The following is a 19,657-nucleotide window of genomic DNA, read 5'->3' on the forward strand; positions in this document are numbered from 1 at the left end:
GCGCACGAGTAACTGCCCCTGCGACCAAGGTGACAGCGCTCTTCCCGTGCGTGGCGGGTGACCTACACCGCATCACCCATAAGAGTGAATGCTCCGAGCTGCGAGTCTCACAACAGCTGCATAAATGCCATCCATATGCAGCTGTTGCTGAGATTATGAAGCGGAATTTGAGACCCTACATGATCGGATGCTACGTGTTGGCCATGTCCACGAACCGCGAATAATGGCCCTGGAAAGCCACGGTGATGGTGGCCGTCGGACCGTTTCGGTGCTTGGCGACGATCAGGTCCGCCTCGCCCGCGCGGGGCGACTCCTTCTCGTACGCGTCCTCGCGGTGGAGCAGGATCACCATGTCGGCGTCCTGCTCGATCGAGCCGGATTCACGCAGGTCGGAGACCATCGGCTTCTTGTCGGTGCGCTGCTCGGGGCCACGGTTCAGCTGCGAGAGCGCGATCACGGGCACCTCCAGCTCCTTGGCCAGCAGCTTGAGGTTTCGGGACATGTCCGAGACCTCCTGCTGGCGGCTCTCGGGACGGCGCGAGCCGCCCGACTGCATCAGCTGGAGGTAGTCGATGACGACGAGCGAGAGGTCGTTGCGCTGCTTGAGCCGGCGGCACTTGGCCCGGATCTCCATCATCGACAGGTTGGGGGAGTCGTCGATGTACAGCGGGGCGGCCGAGACGTCGGGCATCCGGCGGGCGAGCCGGGTCCAGTCGTCGTCGGTCATGGTGCCCGAGCGCATGTGGTGCAGCGCCACCCGGGCCTCGGCCGAGAGCAGGCGCATCGCGATCTCGTTGCGGCCCATTTCGAGGGAGAAGATGACGCTCGGCAGGTTGCTCTTGATGGAGCAGGCGCGGGCGAAGTCCAGCGCGAGCGTCGACTTGCCCATGGCGGGTCGGGCGGCGATGACGATCATCTGGCCCGGGTGCAGGCCGTTGGTCAGGGAATCGAGGTCGGTGAACCCGGTCGGCACGCCGGACATCTGGCCGGAGCGCGAGCCGATCGCCTCGATCTCGTCGAGCGCGCCCTCCATGATGTCGCCGAGCGGCAGGTAGTCCTCGGAGGTCCGCTGCTCGGTGACGGCGTAGATCTCGGCCTGGGCGCTGTTGACGATCTCGTCGACGTCGCCGTCCGCCGCATAGCCCATCTGAGTGATCTTGGTACCGGCCGCCACGAGGCGGCGCAATACGGCTCTCTCGTGGACGATCTCCGCGTAGTACTCGGCGTTCGCCGCGGTCGGCACGGACTGCACGAGGGTGTGCAGGTACGAGGCCCCGCCGACCTTGCTGATCTCGCCGCGGCGGGTCAGCTCCGCGCCGACCGTGATCGGGTCGGCCGGCTCGCCCTTCGCGTACAGGTCGAGGATGGCCTGGTAGATCGTCTCGTGCGACGGGCGGTAGAAGTCGTGGCCCTTGAGGACCTCGACCACGTCGGCGATCGCGTCCTTGGACAGCAGCATGCCGCCGAGCACCGACTGCTCGGCGTCCAGGTCCTGCGGCGGGACGCGCTCGAAGCCGCCCCCTCCGCCGTCCCAGGAGCCGCCCTCGCGGCCCCGGTCCTGCTCCTGGTCCCCGCGGCCGCGGCCTTCGCCGTTGCGGCGCGGACGGGCGGGCAGACGGTCACTGGGACCGCTGTCGGCCCAGGGGTCGTCCATGGGCTCGGGCATGCTCACCGGGCCACCTCCTCCGTCCGCAACGCGGACCTCGCCGTGGCACTCTTTCTACGACACGGCTCTGACATTTGGGACACCCGAATCGGCTCTCGGAGCGTCGGGCAACGCACAACGGTAGGGCCGCGAGCGACGTCAGCCAATCTTGTTATCCACAGGCTGTGTGGATGAGATGTGGACGACGGAGCCAATGCTGTGGGTAAGTCGCCCGAAGCTGTGCACAGACCGGGGGACGACGCTGTGGACAAAATCACCCACCCCACCCCGACACCCCAGCTGACCTGCGGTTTCCTCTTCCCCTGACGGTGCCGGAGAAAATTCTTGGCCAGTGTCTCAAGATCGCCTCCAACGGGGCGGAAAGAACGCCCAAGTCAGGAGCTTGGTAAGGATCTAAAGACCCTTGCATCCATTACCTGTGGAAGATTAGATTGAGCACATGACACAGGCCCCCACCACCACGAAGGCCGACCCCCGACGGCACGACCGCGAGATCCTCGCTCTCGCCGTCCCCGCCTTCGGCGCCCTCGTGGCCGAACCCCTCTTCGTGATGGCCGACAGCGCCATCGTGGGGCACCTCGGCACCCCCCAGCTGGCCGGCCTCGGTGTCGCCGCCGCTCTGCTCACCACCGCCGTGAGCGTCTTCGTCTTCCTCGCCTACGCCACCACCGCGGCCGTGGCCCGGCGCGTCGGCGCGGGCGACCTCCCGGCCGCCATCCGGCAGGGCATGGACGGCATCTGGCTCGCCCTCCTGCTCGGCGCCGCGGTCATCGCCGTCGTCCTGCCCACCGCACCCTGGCTGATCTCCCTCTTCGGGGCCTCGGACACCGTCGCCCCGTACGCGATCACCTACCTGCGGATCTCCGCCCTCGGCATCCCCGCCATGCTCGTGGTCCTGGCCGCCACCGGCGTCATCCGCGGCCTCCAGGACACCCGGACGCCCCTCTACGTGGCCGTCGGCGGCTTCGCCCTCAACGGCGCCCTCAACGTGGCCCTGGTCTACGGCGCGGGGCTCGGCATCGCCGGATCGGCCTGGGGCACGGTCATCGCCCAGTGCGCCATGGCCGGCGCGTACCTCTTCGTGGTCGTCCGGGGCGCCCGGCGCCATGGCGCCTCCCTGCGGCCCGACGCGGCCGGCATCCGGGCCTGCGCCCAGGCCGGTGCGCCGCTGCTGGTCCGCACCCTGTCCCTGCGCGCCATCCTGGTGATCGCGACCGCCGTGGCGGCCCGGCTGGGGGACGCCGACATCGCCGCCCACCAGATCCTGCTGTCCCTCTGGAGCCTGCTCGCCTTCGCCCTGGACGCGATCGCCATCGCCGGTCAGGCCATCATCGGCCGTTACCTGGGCGCCGGGGACACCGACGGTGCCAAGGCCGTCTGCCGCCGCATGCTGCTGTGGGGAATCGTCTCGGGCGTCGTGCTGGGCCTGCTGGTCGTCCTGGCCCGCCCGGCGTTCATCCCGCTGTTCACCAGCGACCCCGCGGTCGAGGACGCCCTGCTGCCCGCCCTGCTCGTCGTGGCCCTGGGCCAGCCGGTCTGCGGGGTCGTCTTCGTCCTGGACGGGGTACTGATGGGCGCGGGCGACGGCCGGTACCTGGCGTGGGCGATGCTGCTCACCCTCGCCGTGTTCGCGCCGGCCGCCCTGCTGGTCCCCGCCCTCGGCGGCGGTCTGACTACGCTCTGGTGGGCCATGACGCTGATGATGCTGGTCAGGATGGCCACCCTCCAGCTCCGCGCCCGCTCCGGCCGCTGGCTGGTAGCGGGAGCCACCCGCTGACCGAGGGGATGTTTCACGTGAAACATCCCCCGGGAACGACGAAGGGCCGCACCCCAGAGGGTGCGGCCCTTCATGCGCTGCCCTTAGGCGGCGACGACCTCGATGCCCACGTTCGCGACGACCTCGGCGTGCAGACGCACGGAGACCTGGTACGAACCGAGGGTCTTGATCGGGGAGCCCAGCTCCACGCGACGCTTGTCGACCTTCGGGCCACCGGACGCCTCGATCGCCGAAGCGATGTCGGACGGCGTCACGGAGCCGAACAGACGACCGGCGTCACCCGCGCGGGTGGCCAGACGGACCTTGACACCCTCGAGCTTGCCCTTGACCTCGTTGGCCTGCTCGATGGTCGCGATCTCGTGGATCTTGCGGGCGCGGCGGATCTGCGCCACGTCCTTCTCGCCACCCTTGGTCCAGCGGATCGCGAAACCACGCGGGACCAGGTAGTTGCGAGCGTAACCGTCCTTGACGTCGACGACATCGCCGGCGGTGCCGAGGCCAGAGACCTCGTGGGTCAGGATGATCTTCATTAGTCGGTCACCCTTTCCTTATCGCGCGGTGGACGTGTAGGGCAGCAGCGCCATCTCACGGCTGTTCTTGACGGCCGTGGCGACGTCACGCTGGTGCTGCGTGCAGTTGCCGGTAACGCGGCGGGCACGGATCTTGCCGCGGTCGGAAATGAACTTCCGCAGCATGTTCGTGTCCTTGTAGTCCACGTACGCGGTCTTGTCCTTGCAGAACGCGCAGACCTTCTTCTTAGGCTTGCGCACAGGCGGCTTCGCCATTGTGTCTCTCCTGTGTGATCAAGAAGTTTGGATGCGAGCTGCCCTAGAAGGGCGGCTCGTCCGAGTAGCCACCGCCGGAGCCGCCGGAGCTTCCGCCCCAGCCGCCCCCGCCGCCGCCCTGCTGCTGCTGCTGGCCGCCGGCCGGCGCGCTGGACGCCCACGGGTCGTCGGAGGGAGCTCCGCCGCCCTGGGGGGCGCCACCGCTGGGGGCTCCGCCCCAGCCGCCGCCACCACCCTGCTGCTGACCGCCGCCGCCGTATCCACCCTGGCCACCGCGACCGGTGGTCTTGGCGACCTTGGCCGTGGCGTTCTTCAGGCTGGGGCCGACTTCCTCGACGTCCAGCTCGTAGACCGTGCGCTTGACACCCTCACGGTCCTCGTACGACCGCTGCTTCAGCCGGCCCTGCACGATGACGCGCATGCCCCGCTGAAGGGACTCGGCGACGTTCTCAGCCGCCTGGCGCCAGACCGAGCAGGTCAGGAACAGGCTTTCGCCGTCCTTCCACTCATTGGTCTGCTTGTCGAAGGTGCGGGGAGTGGACGCGACACGGAACTTCGCGACCGCCGCACCCGAGGGGGTGAAGCGCAGCTCGGGGTCGTCGACGAGATTGCCGACGACCGTGATGACGGTCTCGCCTGCCATGGATGAACCTCTCGGCGGGGATTGCTGCTGGGCTGCTGTGCTACTCGTTCCCGATTACCGCTGAACCGAAGTTCAGTGGGTCTCGGGGCGAAGGACCTTGGTCCGGAGAACCGACTCGTTGAGGTTCATCTGTCGGTCAAGCTCCTTGACGACCGCAGGCTCGGCCTGAAGGTCGATGACCGAGTAGATGCCCTCGGGCTTCTTCTTGATCTCGTAAGAGAGACGACGACGGCCCCAGGTGTCGACCTTCTCGACCTTTCCGTTGCCCTCACGGACGACGGAGAGGAAGTTCTCGATCAGCGGGGAGACAGCGCGCTCCTCGAGATCGGGGTCGAGGATGACCATCACTTCGTAGTGACGCATGTGGAACCCACCTCCTTTGGACTCAGCGGCCACGGTCGTTCCGTGGCAGGAGGGTCGTGATGCGTGCGCACGGTGTCCGAGAGCAGACACCGCGCAGCTGTACAGACTACCTCCTCGACTCCTTCCGGTTGAAATCCGGCGGGAGGGGGCCACAATCTGTATCCATCGGGTGTGCTCGGTGCTATGCCTCCCGCCCCAGGCCCGAGGCGGCCCCGCGACACCGCTCTGCTCCAGCCAGGAGGTGCCTTCCGATGGCACAGGCCATGCGACGCCAGTCCTCGCCCCAGATCTCCCTCTTCTCCACCGACGGCAAGCCCCACCCCCTCCAGGACACCCTGATGGCGGTCACCCTGGTCCTCGGCGCCGTGGCGTTCGTCACTGCGTTCTTCCACCATCTGCACCTGCTCAGCTCGTGGACCGGGCTGATCGGGATCGGGACCGGGCTGTACGGACAGTTCATCTCCGCCACCACCCGCGAGCGCTTCGCGCTGATCATCGGCCTTGGCGCGTCTGCCTTCGGCTTCATGCTCGGAATGGCGCACGGCGGCCTCTTCGGCGGCTGGCTGGGCTGACCGGGGGACCTCCGCGACGGGGCGCCGGCCTCCCTCCGGCCCAGGCACCGGCCTGTCCCCCAGATGGGTGGCGCCCCCGTCGCAGTAGGCTTCGCGCCATAGCAGCGAAGCCGCCGGAGGAGACACCCCGCATGAGCCTGTCCCTGAGCACCATCAGCCGCGAGCAGCATCTGGCGTATCTCCAGAGCCTGCCCTCGGCTAGCCACTGCCAGGTCCCGGCATGGGCCGACGTCAAGAACGAGTGGCGCTCGGAGAACCTGGGATGGTTCGACAAGTCCGGTGAACTCGTGGGCGCCGCTCTCGTGTTGTACCGCCAGCTGCCCAAGGTGAAGCGGTACCTCGCGTACCTCCCCGAGGGCCCGGTCATCAACTGGTTCTCCCCGAATCTGGAGGAGTGGCTCCAGCCGATGCTGGCGCACCTCAAGCAGCAGGGCGCCTTCACGGTGAAGATGGGTCCGCCCGTCGTCATCCGCCGCTGGAACTCCGCCGCCATCAAGGCCGGCATCCAGGACCCGGACGTCAAGCGCCTGCGTGACGTGGAGGCTTCGGTCATCGAGCCCCGCGCCTTCGAGGTGTCCGACAAGCTGCGCCGCATGGGCTGGCAGCAGGCCGAGGACGGCGGCGCCGGCTTCGGCGACGTCCAGCCCCGCTACGTGTTCCAGGTGCCCCTGGCCAACCGCTCCCTGGACGACGTCCTCAAGGGCTTCAACCAGCTGTGGCGCCGCAACATCAAGAAGGCCGAGAAGGCCGGCGTCGAGGTCGTCCAGGGCGGCTACGAGGACCTGCCGACCTGGCAGCACCTGTACGAGATCACGGCCGAGCGCGACAAGTTCCGCCCGCGCCCGCTCAGCTACTTCCAGCGCCAGTGGACGGCCCTCAACTCCGAGGACCCCAACCGCATGCGGCTGTACATCGCCAAGCACGAGGGGGAGCCGCTGGCCGCCGCCACGATGCTCACCGTCGGCCAGCACGTCTGGTACTCGTACGGCGCCTCCGCGAACCACAAGCGCGAGGTCCGGCCCTCGAACGCGATGCAGTGGCGCATGCTGCGCGATTCGTACGCACTGGGCGCCAGCGTCTACGACCTGCGCGGTATCTCTGACACGCTGGACGAGAACGACCACCTGTTCGGCCTGATCCAGTTCAAGGTCGGTACGGGCGGCGAGGCCGTCGAGTACGTCGGCGAGTGGGACTTCCCGCTCAACAAGATGCTGCACAAGGCGCTCGACATCTACATGTCGCGCCGCTGACCAGCTGTTTTCCGAGATTTTCGAGAGAGGTTCCGGACGGGCATGGCGCTCACGCTCTACGTCGACACCGCGCGCTGGCGTGCGCACCAGAAGCAGATCACCGACCAGTTCCCCGGTCTGATCCCGGTCTGCAAGGGCAACGGCTACGGCTTCGGCCACGAGCGGCTGTGCGATGAGGCGACCCGGATGGGCGCCGACATCCTCGCCGTCGGGACGACGTACGAGGCCGCGAGCATCAAGGACCACTTCGGCGGCGACCTGCTCGTCCTCACCCCCTTCCGGCGGGGTGAGGACCCTGTGCCGCTGCCCGACCGGGTGATCCGCTCGGTGTCCTCGGTGGACGGGGTCCGCGGCCTGGTCGGCGCCCGCGTGGTCATCGAGTGCATGAGCTCGATGCGCCGCCACGGCATCTCCGAGCAGGACCTGGGCCTGCTCCAGTCGGCGATCGAGGACGTCCGGCTGGAGGGCTTCGCCCTGCACCTGCCGCTGGACCGCCCCGACGGCTCGGACGCCGTCGAGGAGGTCATCGGCTGGATGGACCGGCTGCGCGCAGCCCGGCTGCCGCTGCACACCATGTTCGTCAGCCACCTGCGGGCCGAGGAGCTGGCACGGCTCCAGCAGCAGTTCCCGCAGACCCGGTTCCGGGCCCGCATCGGTACCCGGCTGTGGCTGGGCGACCACGACGCGACCCAGTACCGGGGCACGGTCCTGGACGTCACGCGGGTGGCCAAGGGCGACCGGTTCGGCTACCGCCAGCAGAAGGCCGCCTCCGACGGCTGGCTGGTCGTGGTCGCGGGCGGCACCTCGCACGGGGTGGGCCTGGAGGCCCCCAAGGCCCTCCACGGGGTGATGCCGCGCGCCAAGGGCGTCGCCCGGGCCGGTCTGGCCACCGTCAACCGGAACCTCTCGCCCTTCGTCTGGGCGGGCAAGCAGCGCTGGTTCGCCGAGCCGCCGCACATGCAGGTGTCGATCCTGTTCGTGCCCTCGGACGCCACCGAGCCGAAGGTCGGCGACGAGCTGGTGGCGCACCTGCGCCACACCACCACGCAGTTCGACCGGGTGCTCGACGCCTGAGCCGGCCGGGTGACCGGGCCGGCCGGCCCGGTCAGTCCCTGGGGCCGACGCCCCAGTCGACCCGCTGACCCTCCGAAGGCGCCGCGTACCGCGGCGCCTTCGCCCTTTCCGAGAGCGTGAACACGTCCTCGGCCCCGTCCAGGACACCGCCGGACGGGTCGTCCGAGCCGTCGCGGCGTACGACGTCGCGCTCGGGCAGCAGGATGTCCCGTACGACGACGGCGCACAGGTAGAGCGTGGCCAGCAGATGGGCGGCGATGGCCAGCTGGTAGCCCTCCACGGGCAGGCCCTGGTGCTTGTCCCCGCTGCTCGTGTAGGCGAGGTAGAACCAGATCCCGAGGAAGTACGCGATCTCGCCCGCCTGCCAGATCAGGAAGTCCCGCCAGCGGGGCCGGGCCAGCGCGGCGAGGGGGACGAGCCACAGCACGTACTGCGGCGAGTAGACCTTGTTGGCCAGGATGAAGGCGGCGACGACCAGGAAGGCCAGCTGGGCGAAACGGGGGCGCCGGGGGGCCGTCAGGGTGAGCAGTCCGATGGCCAGGCACAGCAGCAGGGTCAGCCCCGTCGCGTACGTGTTGGCCCCCTCCAGGGGGTTGCCGGTGCGCTGGGAGATCAGCAGCCAGACGGAGCCGAAGTCGATGGGCCGCTCCTGGCTGAACTCGTAGAACCGCTTCCAGCCGTCCCAGGCGACGTACATGACCGGGCCGTTCACCAGCAGCCAGGAGACGGCCGCGCCGAGGGCGGCGGTACCGAACGCGCGCCACTTCCCGGCCCGCCAGCAGAGCACGAAGAGCACCCCGAGCAGCAGGACGGGATAGAGCTTGGCCGCCGTCGCCAGGCCGATGAAGACACCGGCGAGCAGGGGACGGCTGCGCGACCACATCAGCATCGCGACGGCGGCGAGGGCGACCGCCGGCAGGTCCCAGTTGATGGTCGCGTTGAGCGCGAAGGCGGGCGCCAGGGCGAGGAGCAGGGCGTCCCAGGGCCTGCGGCGGTGGGTACGGGCGACACAGACGGCGATGACCGCTGCGCAGACCATCAGCATGCCCGCGTTGACCATCCAGTACATCTGCTCGCGGTGCTGGATGGTGCCGGCGGAGGGCGTCATCCAGGAGGCGACCTGCATGAACGCCCCGGTGAGCACCGGGTACTCCAGGTACTGCATGCCGCCGTACTTCGGGTCGGTCCCGATGCCGGGGAACTTGTCGAGGTAGGGCACGAGGCCGTCGGCGAAGCCGCGGGCGGAGTACAGGTGCGGGATGTCGGAGTAGCAGGCGTGGGTGTACTGCGAGCCCGCTCCCTGGAACCAGGCCCAGTCGTAGCAGGGCAGCTTCTGCACCATGCCGAGGGCGAACATGCCGAGGGCCACGAGGACCACGACGCGGACCGGGCTCAGCCAGTGGCCGCCCAGCCGCGCACGGCGGCCGACCGGGCCCCCGATGAGCTCGCTGCCGGCGGCGGCGACCTCGTCCTGCTGGGTGGGCGGTACGGGACGGTCCTCGTGCACCTTGGTCATGCCGCCCATCCTGCCGTACCGGGCGGTACACGGGGGAGGGCCGCCGCACGGTGTGCGACGGCCCTCGCCGGTACGGGTGGGCGAGGCGGGATCAGCCGGAGGTACCCATGATGCTTCCCCAGCTGGTCGAGCCTCCGGGCCTGCCCGGCCGGCCCGTGGGGCTCGGGGAGGGCAGGCCGCCGGTGCTTCCGTCCGTCGTGCCGCCGTCGATCTCTCCGCCGGTTCCGGACGTCGTACCGGCGGTCGCCGGGTCGCAGTCCAGGTTCCAGGGCCGGGGCTTGCAGGACGGCTTGGCGCCCTTCGACGGGGAGGGGGACACGGACGGGGAGCTCGACGGGCTCGTCGAGGGCGAGACCGAGGCCGAGGGGACGGCCGAGGGGGTGGGCTGGGGGGCGCCGGCCGCGTCCGCGACGACACCGATGTCCTCGGCCTCCGGGAAGTCCTTGACCGGGGTGCCCTTGAGCGCCTCGCGCATGTACTCCGTCCAGATCGCCGCCGGGATGTCACCACCGTGGATGGAGTCGACCCCGCCCACGTGGTTCATCGACATGAGCTCCTTCTTCTTGGAGGTCGGGTCGTTGCGGAAGAGGGTGACCGAGGTGGACAGCTCCGGGGTGTAGCCGACGAACCAGGCCGACTTGTTCTGGTCGGTGGTGCCGGTCTTGCCCGCGGCGGGCCGGCCCAGCTTCTTCGCCTTGGTGCCGGTGCCGTTCTCGACGACGTTCTCCAGCACCTTGGTGATGTTGTCCGCGACGGAGTCGTCCATGGCGCGGGACTCCTTCGGCGCCTCGAACCCGGGCACGTCCTTGCCGTCCTTCATGACCTTCTTGACGGAGAAGGGCTCCCGGTGGGTGCCGGAGGCGGCGAAGGTGGCGTAGGAGTCGGCCATGCGGATGGCGCTGGGCGTCGAGGTGCCGAGGGCGAAGGAGGCGTTGTTGTTCTTGTCCATCGACTCCTCGAGGATCCCGGTGGACTTCGCGACCTCGCGGACCTTGCCGTGGCCGACGTCGAAGACGAGCTGGGCGAACGGGACGTTGATGGACTTCTCCATCGCCTCGTTCAGCGTCACGTAGCCGTAGGGGTACTCGCTCTCGTTCTTCTGCCGGAACGGCGTCCCGTCGTTGGCGAGGAGCGGCTTGCCCTCCCGGTTGTTGATCACGGTGAGGTCGTTGGCGTTGTACTTGCTGGCGACCGAGATGCCCGAGCCCTTGGAGTTCTGCGTGCCGTACTGCATGGCGGCCGCCAGTACGTACGGCTTCCAGGTCGAGCCGACCGGGACGCCGGAGGTGTTGGCGTTGTTGGCGAAGTACTTGTGGTCCCAGCCGGGGCCGCCGTACAGGGCCACGATCGCCCCGGACTTCACGTCCACTGAGGCGGCGCCGACCTGTACGAAGGTGTCGTACTCGGGCCGCTTCTTCTCGTCGAGGAAGTCCTTGCGGGTGTCCTCCACCGCCTTGACCAGGGCGTCGACCTTGGGCTTCTGGAAGGTGGTGGTGATGGTGTAGCCGCCGAGCGCCATCTTCTCGGCGCTGATGCCGGTGGTCTTCATGACGTACTGCTTGGCCACCTCGACGAGGTAACCGGTCTGGCCGGACATGCCGCGGGCCTGCTCGGAGTCCACCCGCGCGGGGAACTCCTTGTACTTGTCCCGCTCGGACTGCTCCATGCGGCCCACCGCGACCTCGCGGTCGAGCACCCACGCCCAGCGGAGCCGGGCGCGCTTCTCGTTGGCCTCCGGGGTGGCCGCGGCGCCGAGGCCGCCGTCCGGGTTGTAGAGGTTGGGGCCCTTGAGCATGGAGGCGAGGAAGGCGCTCTCGGACGGGTTGAGGTCCTTGGCGTCCTTGCCGAAGTAGGCGCGGGCGGCGGCCTGGATGCCGTAGGCGTCCCGGCCGTAGTAGGCGGTGTTCAGGTAGCCGGCGAGGACGACGTCCTTCTCCTCGCCGACACCCAGCTTGATCGCCATGAACAGCTCGGTGACCTTGCGCTTGAGCGTCTGCTCGGAATCGAGGTAGCTGTTCTTGACGTACTGCTGAGTGATGGTGGAGCCGCCCTGGGTCGAGCCGCCCGTGGCCATGTTCACCACGGCCCGGGCGATGCCCATCGGGTCGACGCCCTTGTCCGTGTCGAAGGACTCGTTCTCCGCCGCGATCACGGCATTCCGCATAGACAGGGGAATCTGGTCGATCGGGACGATCTGGCGGTTCATGGACCCGCCGGTGGCGACCATCTGGGTGCCGTCGGCCCACTGGAAGACGTTGTTCTGCGCCTTGGCGGCCTTGTTCATGTCCGGCGTGCCCACGCTGGCGATACCGATGCCGGCGCCGGCGAAGATCACGGCGAAGAAGCCCAGGAAGGTCCCGCCGACCAGCTTCCAGGACGGCACGAAACGCTTCCAGCCGACCTTGTCCGCACGCGGGTAGTCGATGAGCCGGCCGCGTCCCTTTCCGCCCTTGCCCCCCTTCCCACCTGCGCGTCCTCGGCCGGCAGCGCCTCTCTGGGCGGCTCGGCGGGCGTCGGCACGACTGCCGTGGGCGCCCTGTTCGGCATATGGTCCGCCGGCTGACGCCGTGGGGACTTCACGCCCGGGTACGGCACCCCGGCCAGAGTGCTGCTGGGCAGCCCTGCGGGACGCGGCGCGGCCGCCGCCCTGGGACTGCGGCTGTTTGCGGCGGTGCTCGCTCATCGAACGACTACTCCTCGGGCAGGCGAGTGGCCTGGAAGCGGCAGGTGATTCCGGTTCCCCCCGGTGGTCCTTCCGCACAGCCTACGCACGGCCAAAACCCAACCAGTGCCGAAGTTCACCCCAAATCAGGCAACTTGCGTAGTACGAATTGGTGATGTGACGCCGGTCACCACATCACCACTTGTCGCTGGGGGCGGCCCGTTCTATCGTCTGGATGTATCGAGCCGATACATCAGCTCGGCATAAACTCAGAGGCAGAGAGGGGCAGGCGGATGAGCAGGCGCTCAGGCATCCTCGAGTTCGCCGTCCTCGGCCTGCTTCGCGAATCCCCCATGCACGGTTACGAGCTGCGCAAGCGGCTCAACACCTCGCTGGGGGTTTTCAGGGCGTTCAGCTACGGGACTCTCTACCCCTGCCTCAAGATGCTGGTCGCAAACGGCTGGTTGATCGAAGAACCGGGGAACGCCCCGGAAGACGCTCTCGCCGCTTCACTCGCAGGGCGCCGCGCCAAGATCGTCTACCGGTTGACGGCAGCAGGTAAGGAGCACTTCGAAGAGCTCCTGTCCCACACCGGCCCCGACACCTGGGAGGACGAGTCCTTCGCCGCCCGCTTCGCCTTCTTCGGCCAGACCGAACGAGACGTGCGCATGCGGGTACTGGAGGGCCGCCGCAGCCGGCTGGAGGAGCGCCTGGAGAAGATGCGCGCCTCGCTCGCCCGTACACGGGAGCGCCTGGACGACTACACGCTCGAGCTGCAGCGGCACGGAATGGAATCCGTCGAGCGTGAAGTGCGCTGGCTGAACGAGCTCATCGAGAGCGAGCGGGCGGGAAGGGATCGGAGACGATCCGGCCCGCCCGACGAAACTGCAAAGTGAGGCCTGCATCTCGCAGGTCTCGTTCCGAGAACAAACAGGGAGCAACCGGAATGGGTTCGGTTCGCGTAGCCATCGTCGGCGTGGGCAACTGCGCCGCCTCGCTGGTGCAGGGCGTCGAGTACTACAAGGACGCCGACCCGGCGGCCAAGGTCCCCGGTCTGATGCACGTCCAGTTCGGCGACTACCACGTGCGTGACATCGAGTTCGTCGCCGCGTTCGACGTCGACGCGAAGAAGGTCGGCCTCGACCTTTCGGACGCCATCGGCGCCAGCGAGAACAACACCATCAAGATCTGCGACGTCCCGAACGCCGGTGTGACCGTCCAGCGCGGCCACACCCTGGACGGGCTGGGCAAGTACTACCGCCTGACCATCGAGGAGTCCGCCGAGGCTCCGGTCGACGTGGTCCAGATCCTCAAGGACCGTCAGGTCGACGTCCTGATCTGCTACCTGCCCGTCGGTTCCGAGGCCGCGGCGAAGTTCTACGCCCAGTGCGCCATCGACGCCAAGGTCGCCTTCGTCAACGCCCTCCCGGTCTTCATCGCCGGCACCAAGGAGTGGGCCGACAAGTTCACCGAGGCCGGTGTCCCGATCGTCGGCGACGACATCAAGTCCCAGGTCGGCGCCACCATCACGCACCGCGTGATGGCGAAGCTGTTCGAAGACCGCGGTGTCCGTCTCGAGCGCACCATGCAGCTCAACGTCGGCGGCAACATGGACTTCAAGAACATGCTCGAGCGCGACCGCCTCGAGTCGAAGAAGATCTCCAAGACGCAGGCCGTCACCTCGCAGATCCCCGACCGTGAGCTCGGCGAGAAGAACGTCCACATCGGCCCGTCCGACTACGTCGCGTGGCTCGACGACCGCAAGTGGGCCTACGTCCGCCTCGAGGGCCGCGCCTTCGGCGACGTCCCGCTGAACCTCGAGTACAAGCTCGAGGTGTGGGACTCCCCGAACTCCGCCGGTGTCATCATCGACGCCCTGCGTGCCGCGAAGATCGCCAAGGACCGCGGCATCGGCGGCCCGATCCTGTCGGCCTCGAGCTACTTCATGAAGTCCCCGCCGGTCCAGTACTTCGACGACGAGGCGTACGCGAACGTCGAGAAGTTCATCAAGGGCGAGGTCGAGCGCTAGTCGCACCCAAGGGTCCTCCGGACACCTGGTCTTCGACCGTTCTTCCACCGAGGGTCCCCGGACAATGTGTCCGGGGACCCTCGGTGTATGTGACCCTTGCCCTCATGCCTGTCGTAGGTGATCTGCGCGTACTCCTGCGCCTGAGGGATTTCCGCAACCTGCTCGCCGTACGGCTGTTCTCGCAGGCCGCCGACGGTGTCTACCAGGTCGCTCTCGCCACCTATGTGGTCTTCTCCCCCGAGAAGCAGACCTCGCCCGCTGCCATCGCCTCGGCCATGGCGGTACTCCTGCTGCCGTATTCGGCGATCGGACCCTTCGCCGGGGTGCTGCTGGACCGGTGGCGCCGGCGCCAGGTCTTCCTCTACGGCAACCTGCTGCGGGCCTTCCTCGCCTGTGTGACCGGCATGCTGATCGTCATCCACGTCCCCGACTGGCTGTTCTACGCCTCGGCCCTGTCCGTGACCGCGGTCAACCGCTTCGTCCTGGCCGGGCTCGCCGCGTCCCTGCCCCATGTGGTCCGCACCGATCAGCTCGTCACCGCGAACGCCCTCTCGCCCACCGCCGGAACGCTCGCGGCGGTCGCCGGCGGAGGACTGGCCTTCCTCGTACGGATCCTGGCCGCGGGCTCCAACGCCCTCGTGGTCCTGCTCGGCGCCGCCCTCTACCTGTGCGCGGCCCTGGTCGCGCTGCGCCTGGCCGTCGGGCTCCTCGGGCCCGACCACCCCGGCGGGCCCTCCCACCCCTCGGTCACCGAAGGGGTCGTCCTCACCGTGCGGGGCATGGCCGAGGGCCTCAAGCACTTGGCCTCCCGGCGCGAGGCCGCCCGGGCGCTGACCGCGATGACCCTGATGCGGTTCTGCTACGGGGCCCTGACCGTGATGCTGCTGATGCTCTGCCGCTACTCCTGGTCGGACAACGAGTCCGACGGCCTGGCCCTGCTGGGGATCGCCGTCGGGGTCTCCGGCGCCGGGTTCTTCGCGGCCGCCCTCGTCACCCCCTGGCTGGTGAACCGGCTCGGGCCGCTGGGCTGGATCACCGTCTGCTCGGCCGGCTCGGCCCTGCTGGTGCCCGCCCTCGGCCTCTTCTTCGCGCCCGGGCCGATGCTCGTCGCCGCCTTCGTCCTCGGCCTCGCCACCCAGGGCGCCAAGATCTCCACCGACACCGTCCTGCAGTCCCGGGTGGACGACGACTTCCGCGGCCGGGTCTTCTCCGTCTACGACGTGCTGTTCAACATCGCCTTCGTCGGGGCGGCCGCGGTGGCGTCCCTCATGCTCCCCACCGACGGCCGGTCCGTCGCCCTGCTCCTGAGCGTGGCCCTGCTCTACGCCGCCACGGCCGGGTACCTGCGACGGCGGAGGCGATGTTTCACGTGAAACATCGCCCGGCGGCGGAGATCAGGCCTGGCCGGCCCACCACTCCTTGAGGGCCGCCACCGCGGCGTCGTGGCCCATCGGACCGTTCTCCAGCCTCAGCTCCAGCAGGAAGGCGTAGGCCTTGCCCACCATCGGGCCGGGGCCGATCTCCAGGATCTGCTGGATCTCGTTCCCGTCCAGGTCGGGGCGGATCGAGTCCAGCTGCTCCTGCTCCTGGAGCTGCGCGATCCGCTCCTCCAGGCCGTCATAGGTACGGGAGAGCGCGCCGGCCTTGCGCTTGTTGCGCGTGGTGCAGTCGGACCGGGTCAGCTTGTGCAGGCGCTCCAGCAGCGGGCCCGCGTCGCGGACGTAGCGCCGCACCGCCGAGTCGGTCCACTCCCCGTCCCCGTACCCGTGGAAGCGCAGGTGCAGCTCCACCAGCCGGGACACGTCCTTGACCATGTCGTTGGAGTACTTCAGCGCCGTCATGCGCTTCTTGGTCATCTTCGCGCCCACCACCTCGTGGTGGTGGAAGGAGACTCGGCCGTCGCTCTCGAACCGGCGGGTGCGGGGCTTGCCGATGTCGTGCAGCAGGGCGGCCAGCCGCAGCACCAGGTCCGGGCCGTCCTCCTCCAGGTCGATCGCCTGCTCCAGGACGATCAGCGAGTGGTCGTAGACGTCCTTGTGCCGGTGGTGCTCGTCGCGCTCCAGCCGCAGGGCCGGCAGCTCCGGGAGCACCCGGTCGGCGAGACCGGTGTCCACGAGCAGCCCCAGGCCCTTGCGGGGGTGCGCGGACAGCAGCAGTTTGTTCAGCTCGCCCTGCACGCGCTCGGCCGAGACGATCTCGATCCGGTCGGACATCGCCTTCATGGCCGCCACGACCTCGGGGGCGACCTCGAAGTCCAGCTGCGCGGCGAACCGGGCAGCGCGCAGCATGCGCAGCGGATCGTCGGAGAAGGAGTCCTCCGGGGTGCCGGGCGTCCGCAGCAGGCCGGCGGCCAGGTCCTCCAGACCGCCGTGCGGGTCGACGAACTCCTGCTCCGGGAGGGCGAGGGCCATGGCATTGACGGTGAAGTCGCGCCGGACCAGGTCCTCCTCGATCGAGTCGCCGTAGGAGACCTCGGGCTTGCGCGAGGTGCGGTCGTACGCCTCGGAGCGGTACGTCGTCACCTCGATCTGGAATCCGTCCCGCTGCGCGCCGACGGTACCGAAGGCGATGCCGACGTCCCAGAGCGAGTCGGCCCACGGCCGCATGATCTTCAGTACGTCCTCGGGACGCGCGTCGGTGGTGAAGTCGAGGTCGTTGCCGAGACGCCCGAGCAGCGCGTCGCGGACGGACCCGCCGACCAGGGCGAGGCGGAAGCCCGCCTCCTGGAACCGGCGGCCGAGCTCGTCGGCGACAGGAGCGACCCGCAGCAGTTCACTGACCGCGCGGCGCTGCACCTGACTCAGGGCACTGGGGTTGTCTTCATTGGCGTTCGGCACAACTGAAAAGGGTACGTGGCCCGCCCGCCGAGGGCTCACCCGTTTCACGGGACCCCGCCGCCCGCGGCCACGAACCGGAACCGATCATGTGGAGCAAGGCGCGGCACTCGCGCACAGCGCACCTCGTTACCATGCGTGGACGCAGAACCGACGACCACTGACACTTCGAGGGACGGGCGAACGCGTGGCCGAGGCGGCAGACATCCAGGGAGCGGCCCCCGTGCCTGCCCGGCGCCGCTGGCTGCGGCGGGCAGTCGTCCTGCTCAGCGGGACGCCGGTGCTGGCCGCCCTGGTCTACGCCCCCGCCCCCGCGGCCCAGGCGGCCGAGTCCTCGGTCGACGTCCAGCTGACCGAGGTGTCACCCAGCGCTCCGGTCAAGAGCGACACGCTCACCATCTCCGGCACCGTCGTCAACAACGGCTCCGAGACGATCAAGAACGCCCACGTGGGTCTGCGGGTCGGGCCCATGGTGGGCGACCGGTCGGCGATCGGCGAGGTGGCCGACCGCAAGGGCTTCCGGCCGGGTGTGGACCCGGGGGAGATCGACTCCGCCTTCGCCGTGAAGATCGACTCGCTGACCTCCAAGGTCGGCCGGCCGTTCACGATCAAGGTGCCGCTCAACAAGCTGGACCTGGGCGCGGACGGGGTCTACCAGCTCGGAGTCTCCCTGTCCGGGACGACCGACAGCCGCCCGCACGAGCAGGTCCTGGGCATCCAGCGGACCTTCCTGCCGTGGCAGCCGGATCCCGCCGCCAAGCGGTCCGCCCTCACCTACGTATGGCCGCTGATCTCCACCACGCACGTCACGGCGGAGACCGGCTCGGACGAGCTCCAGACGCCCGTCTTCCTCGACGACTCCCTCGCCGAAGAGCTCCGGCCGGGCGGCCGCCTGGAGCGGATGGTCTCGCTGGGCAAGGACCTGCCGGTCACCTGGGTCATCGACCCCGACCTGCTCGCCACGGTCGATGCCATGACCAAGGGCTACCGGGTCCGCGCCGCAGACCCCGACGGCAAGCCCGTACAGGGCAGGAACAAGGCCGTCGCCGAGCAGTGGCTGAGCTCCCTGGAAGCCGCCGTCCAGGGCAAGAAGGTCGTCGCGCTGCCCTTCGCCGACCCCGACATCGCCTCCCTCGCCCACCACGGCAAGAACGTCTCGGGCGCCCTGGGCCAGCTGCGGCCGGCCACCGACAAGGCGAAGCAGGCCGTCGAGACGGTGCTGCACGTCACCCCGTCCACCGACTTCTCCTGGCCCGTGGACGGCGCGATCGACCCCTCGATCGTCAACGTCGCCACCTCGGCCGGCGCGCACAACGTCCTGGCCCGCAGCGACAGCCTCCAGGAGACCGGCGCCCTCGCCTACACCCCGACGGCCGCCCGCCCCATCGGCGCGGGCACGACCGCCGTGGTGGCCGACGCCGACCTCTCCACCTCCTTCGAGGGCGATATGGCCGCCGCCGGGGAGTCCACGCTCGCCGTGCAGCGGTTCCTCGCCCACAGCCTGGCCCTCAACCTGCAGAACAGCGACGAGCCGCGCAGCTACGTGGTCATGCCCCAGCGCAAGCCCACCGCCACCCAGGCGGATTCGATGGCCATCGCCCTGCGCGGGCTCCAGGCGGCCCGCTGGACCCAGCCCTCCGACCTGGAGGCGGCGGCCGGGGCGAAGCCCGACCCCGGCGCCGCGACCCAGGTACCCGGCGCGGGCCAGTACCCGGAGGCCCTGAGCCGGCAGGAGCTGCCGGTGTCCGCCTTCGAGAAGATCCGCAGCACGCAGAACACCCTCGACCACTTCAAGGTCATCCTGTCGGCGCCGGACCGCGTCGAGATCCCCTTCGGCAACACCACGAACCGGGAGATGTCCACCTCCTGGCGCGGCCGCCCCGAGGAGGCCGCCCGCTACCGGGACCAGGTGCAGGCCTACCTGATCGGGCTGACCGACAAGGTCAAGGTCATCCCCAAGTCGGACGCCACCCTGTCCGGCCACAGCGCGACCATCCCGGTCAGCGTGCAGAACAGCCTCGTGCAGGACGTCCACAACCTGGTGCTGCGGGTGAAGTCCGCCAACCCCACCCGTCTGGTGTTCGGCGACAGCGGTGAAGCGGAAGAGGAAGTCACCGTTCAGGGCGGGCACAGCCAGACGGTAAAGTTCACCGCCAACGCCACTGCGAGCGGTCCCGTCGAGGTCACCGCACGGCTCTTCACCAAGGACGGCGTGCCCTACGGCAAGGAACGAAAGTTCACCGTGGAGGCAACCGAGATCACCCCCACCGTCATGCTCGTCATCGCCGGCGGTGTTCTCCTGCTGGTCCTGGCCGGCATCAAGATGTACGCCAGCCGCAAGCGCGTCGCCGCGCGAGCGGCCGCCGAGGAGAGCACGCAGCCGAGTGACGAGTCCACGGACACCGGACCGCAAAGCACCGAGGGGTCCGGCACGGGTGAGACAGTGGACCGTTGAGCGATGCCGTGGCCGGTCGGCCTGGGGACGA

At 69.1% G+C, this 19,657-nt stretch carries 16 protein-coding genes; 8 read left to right on the forward strand and 8 right to left on the reverse strand.

The features are described 5' to 3' along the window. Window positions 1–190: 190 nt before the first annotated feature. Window positions 191–1,654 (reverse strand): replicative DNA helicase, encoded by a 1,464-nt coding sequence (gene dnaB / locus OOK34_RS11945; protein WP_267036711.1) that lies wholly within the window; start codon window positions 1,652–1,654, stop codon window positions 191–193. Window positions 1,655–2,105: 451 nt separating this feature from the next. Here dnaB and OOK34_RS11950 point away from each other — a divergent pair, with 451 nt between their 5' ends. Next, window positions 2,106–3,443 (forward strand): MATE family efflux transporter, encoded by a 1,338-nt coding sequence (locus OOK34_RS11950; RefSeq protein WP_267033832.1) that lies wholly within the window; start codon window positions 2,106–2,108, stop codon window positions 3,441–3,443. 83 nt (window positions 3,444–3,526) lie between these two features. Here the strand turns inward: OOK34_RS11950 and rplI are convergent, their stop codons facing one another. The 4 genes from rplI to rpsF form a co-directional block, all read right to left on the reverse strand. Continuing rightward, window positions 3,527–3,973, reverse strand: coding sequence for a 50S ribosomal protein L9 (gene rplI, locus OOK34_RS11955; RefSeq protein WP_267033833.1), 447 nt, complete (start codon window positions 3,971–3,973; stop codon window positions 3,527–3,529). 18 nt (window positions 3,974–3,991) lie between these two features. Further along, complete coding sequence (rpsR, locus tag OOK34_RS11960) at window positions 3,992–4,228, reverse strand: 30S ribosomal protein S18 (RefSeq protein ID WP_005315025.1); 237 nt, start codon at window positions 4,226–4,228, stop codon at window positions 3,992–3,994. Window positions 4,229–4,271: 43 nt separating this feature from the next. After that, window positions 4,272–4,871, reverse strand: a complete 600-nt coding sequence (locus tag OOK34_RS11965; protein ID WP_267033834.1) for a single-stranded DNA-binding protein — start codon at window positions 4,869–4,871, stop codon at window positions 4,272–4,274. Between the two features lie 72 nt (window positions 4,872–4,943). Beyond that, window positions 4,944–5,234, reverse strand: a complete 291-nt coding sequence (gene rpsF, locus OOK34_RS11970; RefSeq protein WP_006604399.1) for a 30S ribosomal protein S6 — start codon at window positions 5,232–5,234, stop codon at window positions 4,944–4,946. A 251-nt stretch (window positions 5,235–5,485) separates the two neighbouring features. Between rpsF and OOK34_RS11975 the strand changes: the two genes are divergently transcribed. The 3 genes from OOK34_RS11975 to OOK34_RS11985 all read left to right on the forward strand — a co-directional run bounded on the left by OOK34_RS11975 (window position 5,486) and on the right by OOK34_RS11985 (window position 8,130). Next, entirely contained in the window at window positions 5,486–5,806 is a 321-nt protein-coding gene (locus OOK34_RS11975; RefSeq protein ID WP_267033835.1) for a hypothetical protein, read from the forward strand. Between the two features lie 131 nt (window positions 5,807–5,937). Continuing rightward, complete coding sequence (locus OOK34_RS11980) at window positions 5,938–7,056, forward strand: peptidoglycan bridge formation glycyltransferase FemA/FemB family protein (RefSeq protein ID WP_267033836.1); 1,119 nt, start codon at window positions 5,938–5,940, stop codon at window positions 7,054–7,056. Between the two features lie 42 nt (window positions 7,057–7,098). After that, a complete protein-coding gene (locus tag OOK34_RS11985) occupies window positions 7,099–8,130 on the forward strand; it encodes an alanine racemase (protein ID WP_267033837.1) in 1,032 nt (343 codons plus the stop codon). Between the two features lie 31 nt (window positions 8,131–8,161). Here OOK34_RS11985 and OOK34_RS11990 read toward each other — a convergent pair whose 3' ends face one another. Together OOK34_RS11990 and OOK34_RS11995 are read right to left on the reverse strand one after the other, a co-directional pair. Continuing rightward, window positions 8,162–9,646 carry a glycosyltransferase family 87 protein gene (locus tag OOK34_RS11990; protein WP_267033838.1) on the reverse strand — a complete coding sequence of 495 codons (1,485 nt, stop codon included), beginning with the start codon at window positions 9,644–9,646 and terminating at the stop codon, window positions 8,162–8,164. 91 nt (window positions 9,647–9,737) lie between these two features. Further along, entirely contained in the window at window positions 9,738–12,029 is a 2,292-nt protein-coding gene (locus tag OOK34_RS11995; RefSeq protein WP_267033839.1) for a transglycosylase domain-containing protein, read from the reverse strand. A 572-nt stretch (window positions 12,030–12,601) separates the two neighbouring features. Here OOK34_RS11995 and OOK34_RS12000 point away from each other — a divergent pair. The 3 genes from OOK34_RS12000 to OOK34_RS12010 all read left to right on the forward strand — a co-directional run bounded on the left by OOK34_RS12000 (window position 12,602) and on the right by OOK34_RS12010 (window position 15,710). After that, window positions 12,602–13,204, forward strand: a complete 603-nt coding sequence (locus OOK34_RS12000) for a PadR family transcriptional regulator (RefSeq protein WP_267033840.1) — start codon at window positions 12,602–12,604, stop codon at window positions 13,202–13,204. A gap of 50 nt (window positions 13,205–13,254) precedes the next feature. Further along, window positions 13,255–14,337 (forward strand): inositol-3-phosphate synthase, encoded by a 1,083-nt coding sequence (locus OOK34_RS12005; RefSeq protein WP_267033841.1) that lies wholly within the window; start codon window positions 13,255–13,257, stop codon window positions 14,335–14,337. 104 nt (window positions 14,338–14,441) lie between these two features. Further along, window positions 14,442–15,710 carry an MFS transporter gene (locus OOK34_RS12010; protein ID WP_267033842.1) on the forward strand — a complete coding sequence of 423 codons (1,269 nt, stop codon included), beginning with the start codon at window positions 14,442–14,444 and terminating at the stop codon, window positions 15,708–15,710. A 21-nt stretch (window positions 15,711–15,731) separates the two neighbouring features. On the opposite strand, the gene OOK34_RS12015 is transcribed toward OOK34_RS12010, so the two are convergent. Next, window positions 15,732–17,174, reverse strand: coding sequence for a CCA tRNA nucleotidyltransferase (locus tag OOK34_RS12015; RefSeq protein WP_267033843.1), 1,443 nt, complete (start codon window positions 17,172–17,174; stop codon window positions 15,732–15,734). A 184-nt stretch (window positions 17,175–17,358) separates the two neighbouring features. On the opposite strand from OOK34_RS12015, the gene OOK34_RS12020 reads away from it, so the two are divergent. Then, window positions 17,359–19,626 carry a DUF6049 family protein gene (locus OOK34_RS12020; RefSeq protein WP_267033844.1) on the forward strand — a complete coding sequence of 756 codons (2,268 nt, stop codon included), beginning with the start codon at window positions 17,359–17,361 and terminating at the stop codon, window positions 19,624–19,626. The last annotated feature ends 31 nt before the right edge of the window (window positions 19,627–19,657 follow it).

This window comes from Streptomyces sp. NBC_00091 (genome assembly GCF_026343185.1).
GTDB lineage: Bacteria > Actinomycetota > Actinomycetes > Streptomycetales > Streptomycetaceae > Streptomyces.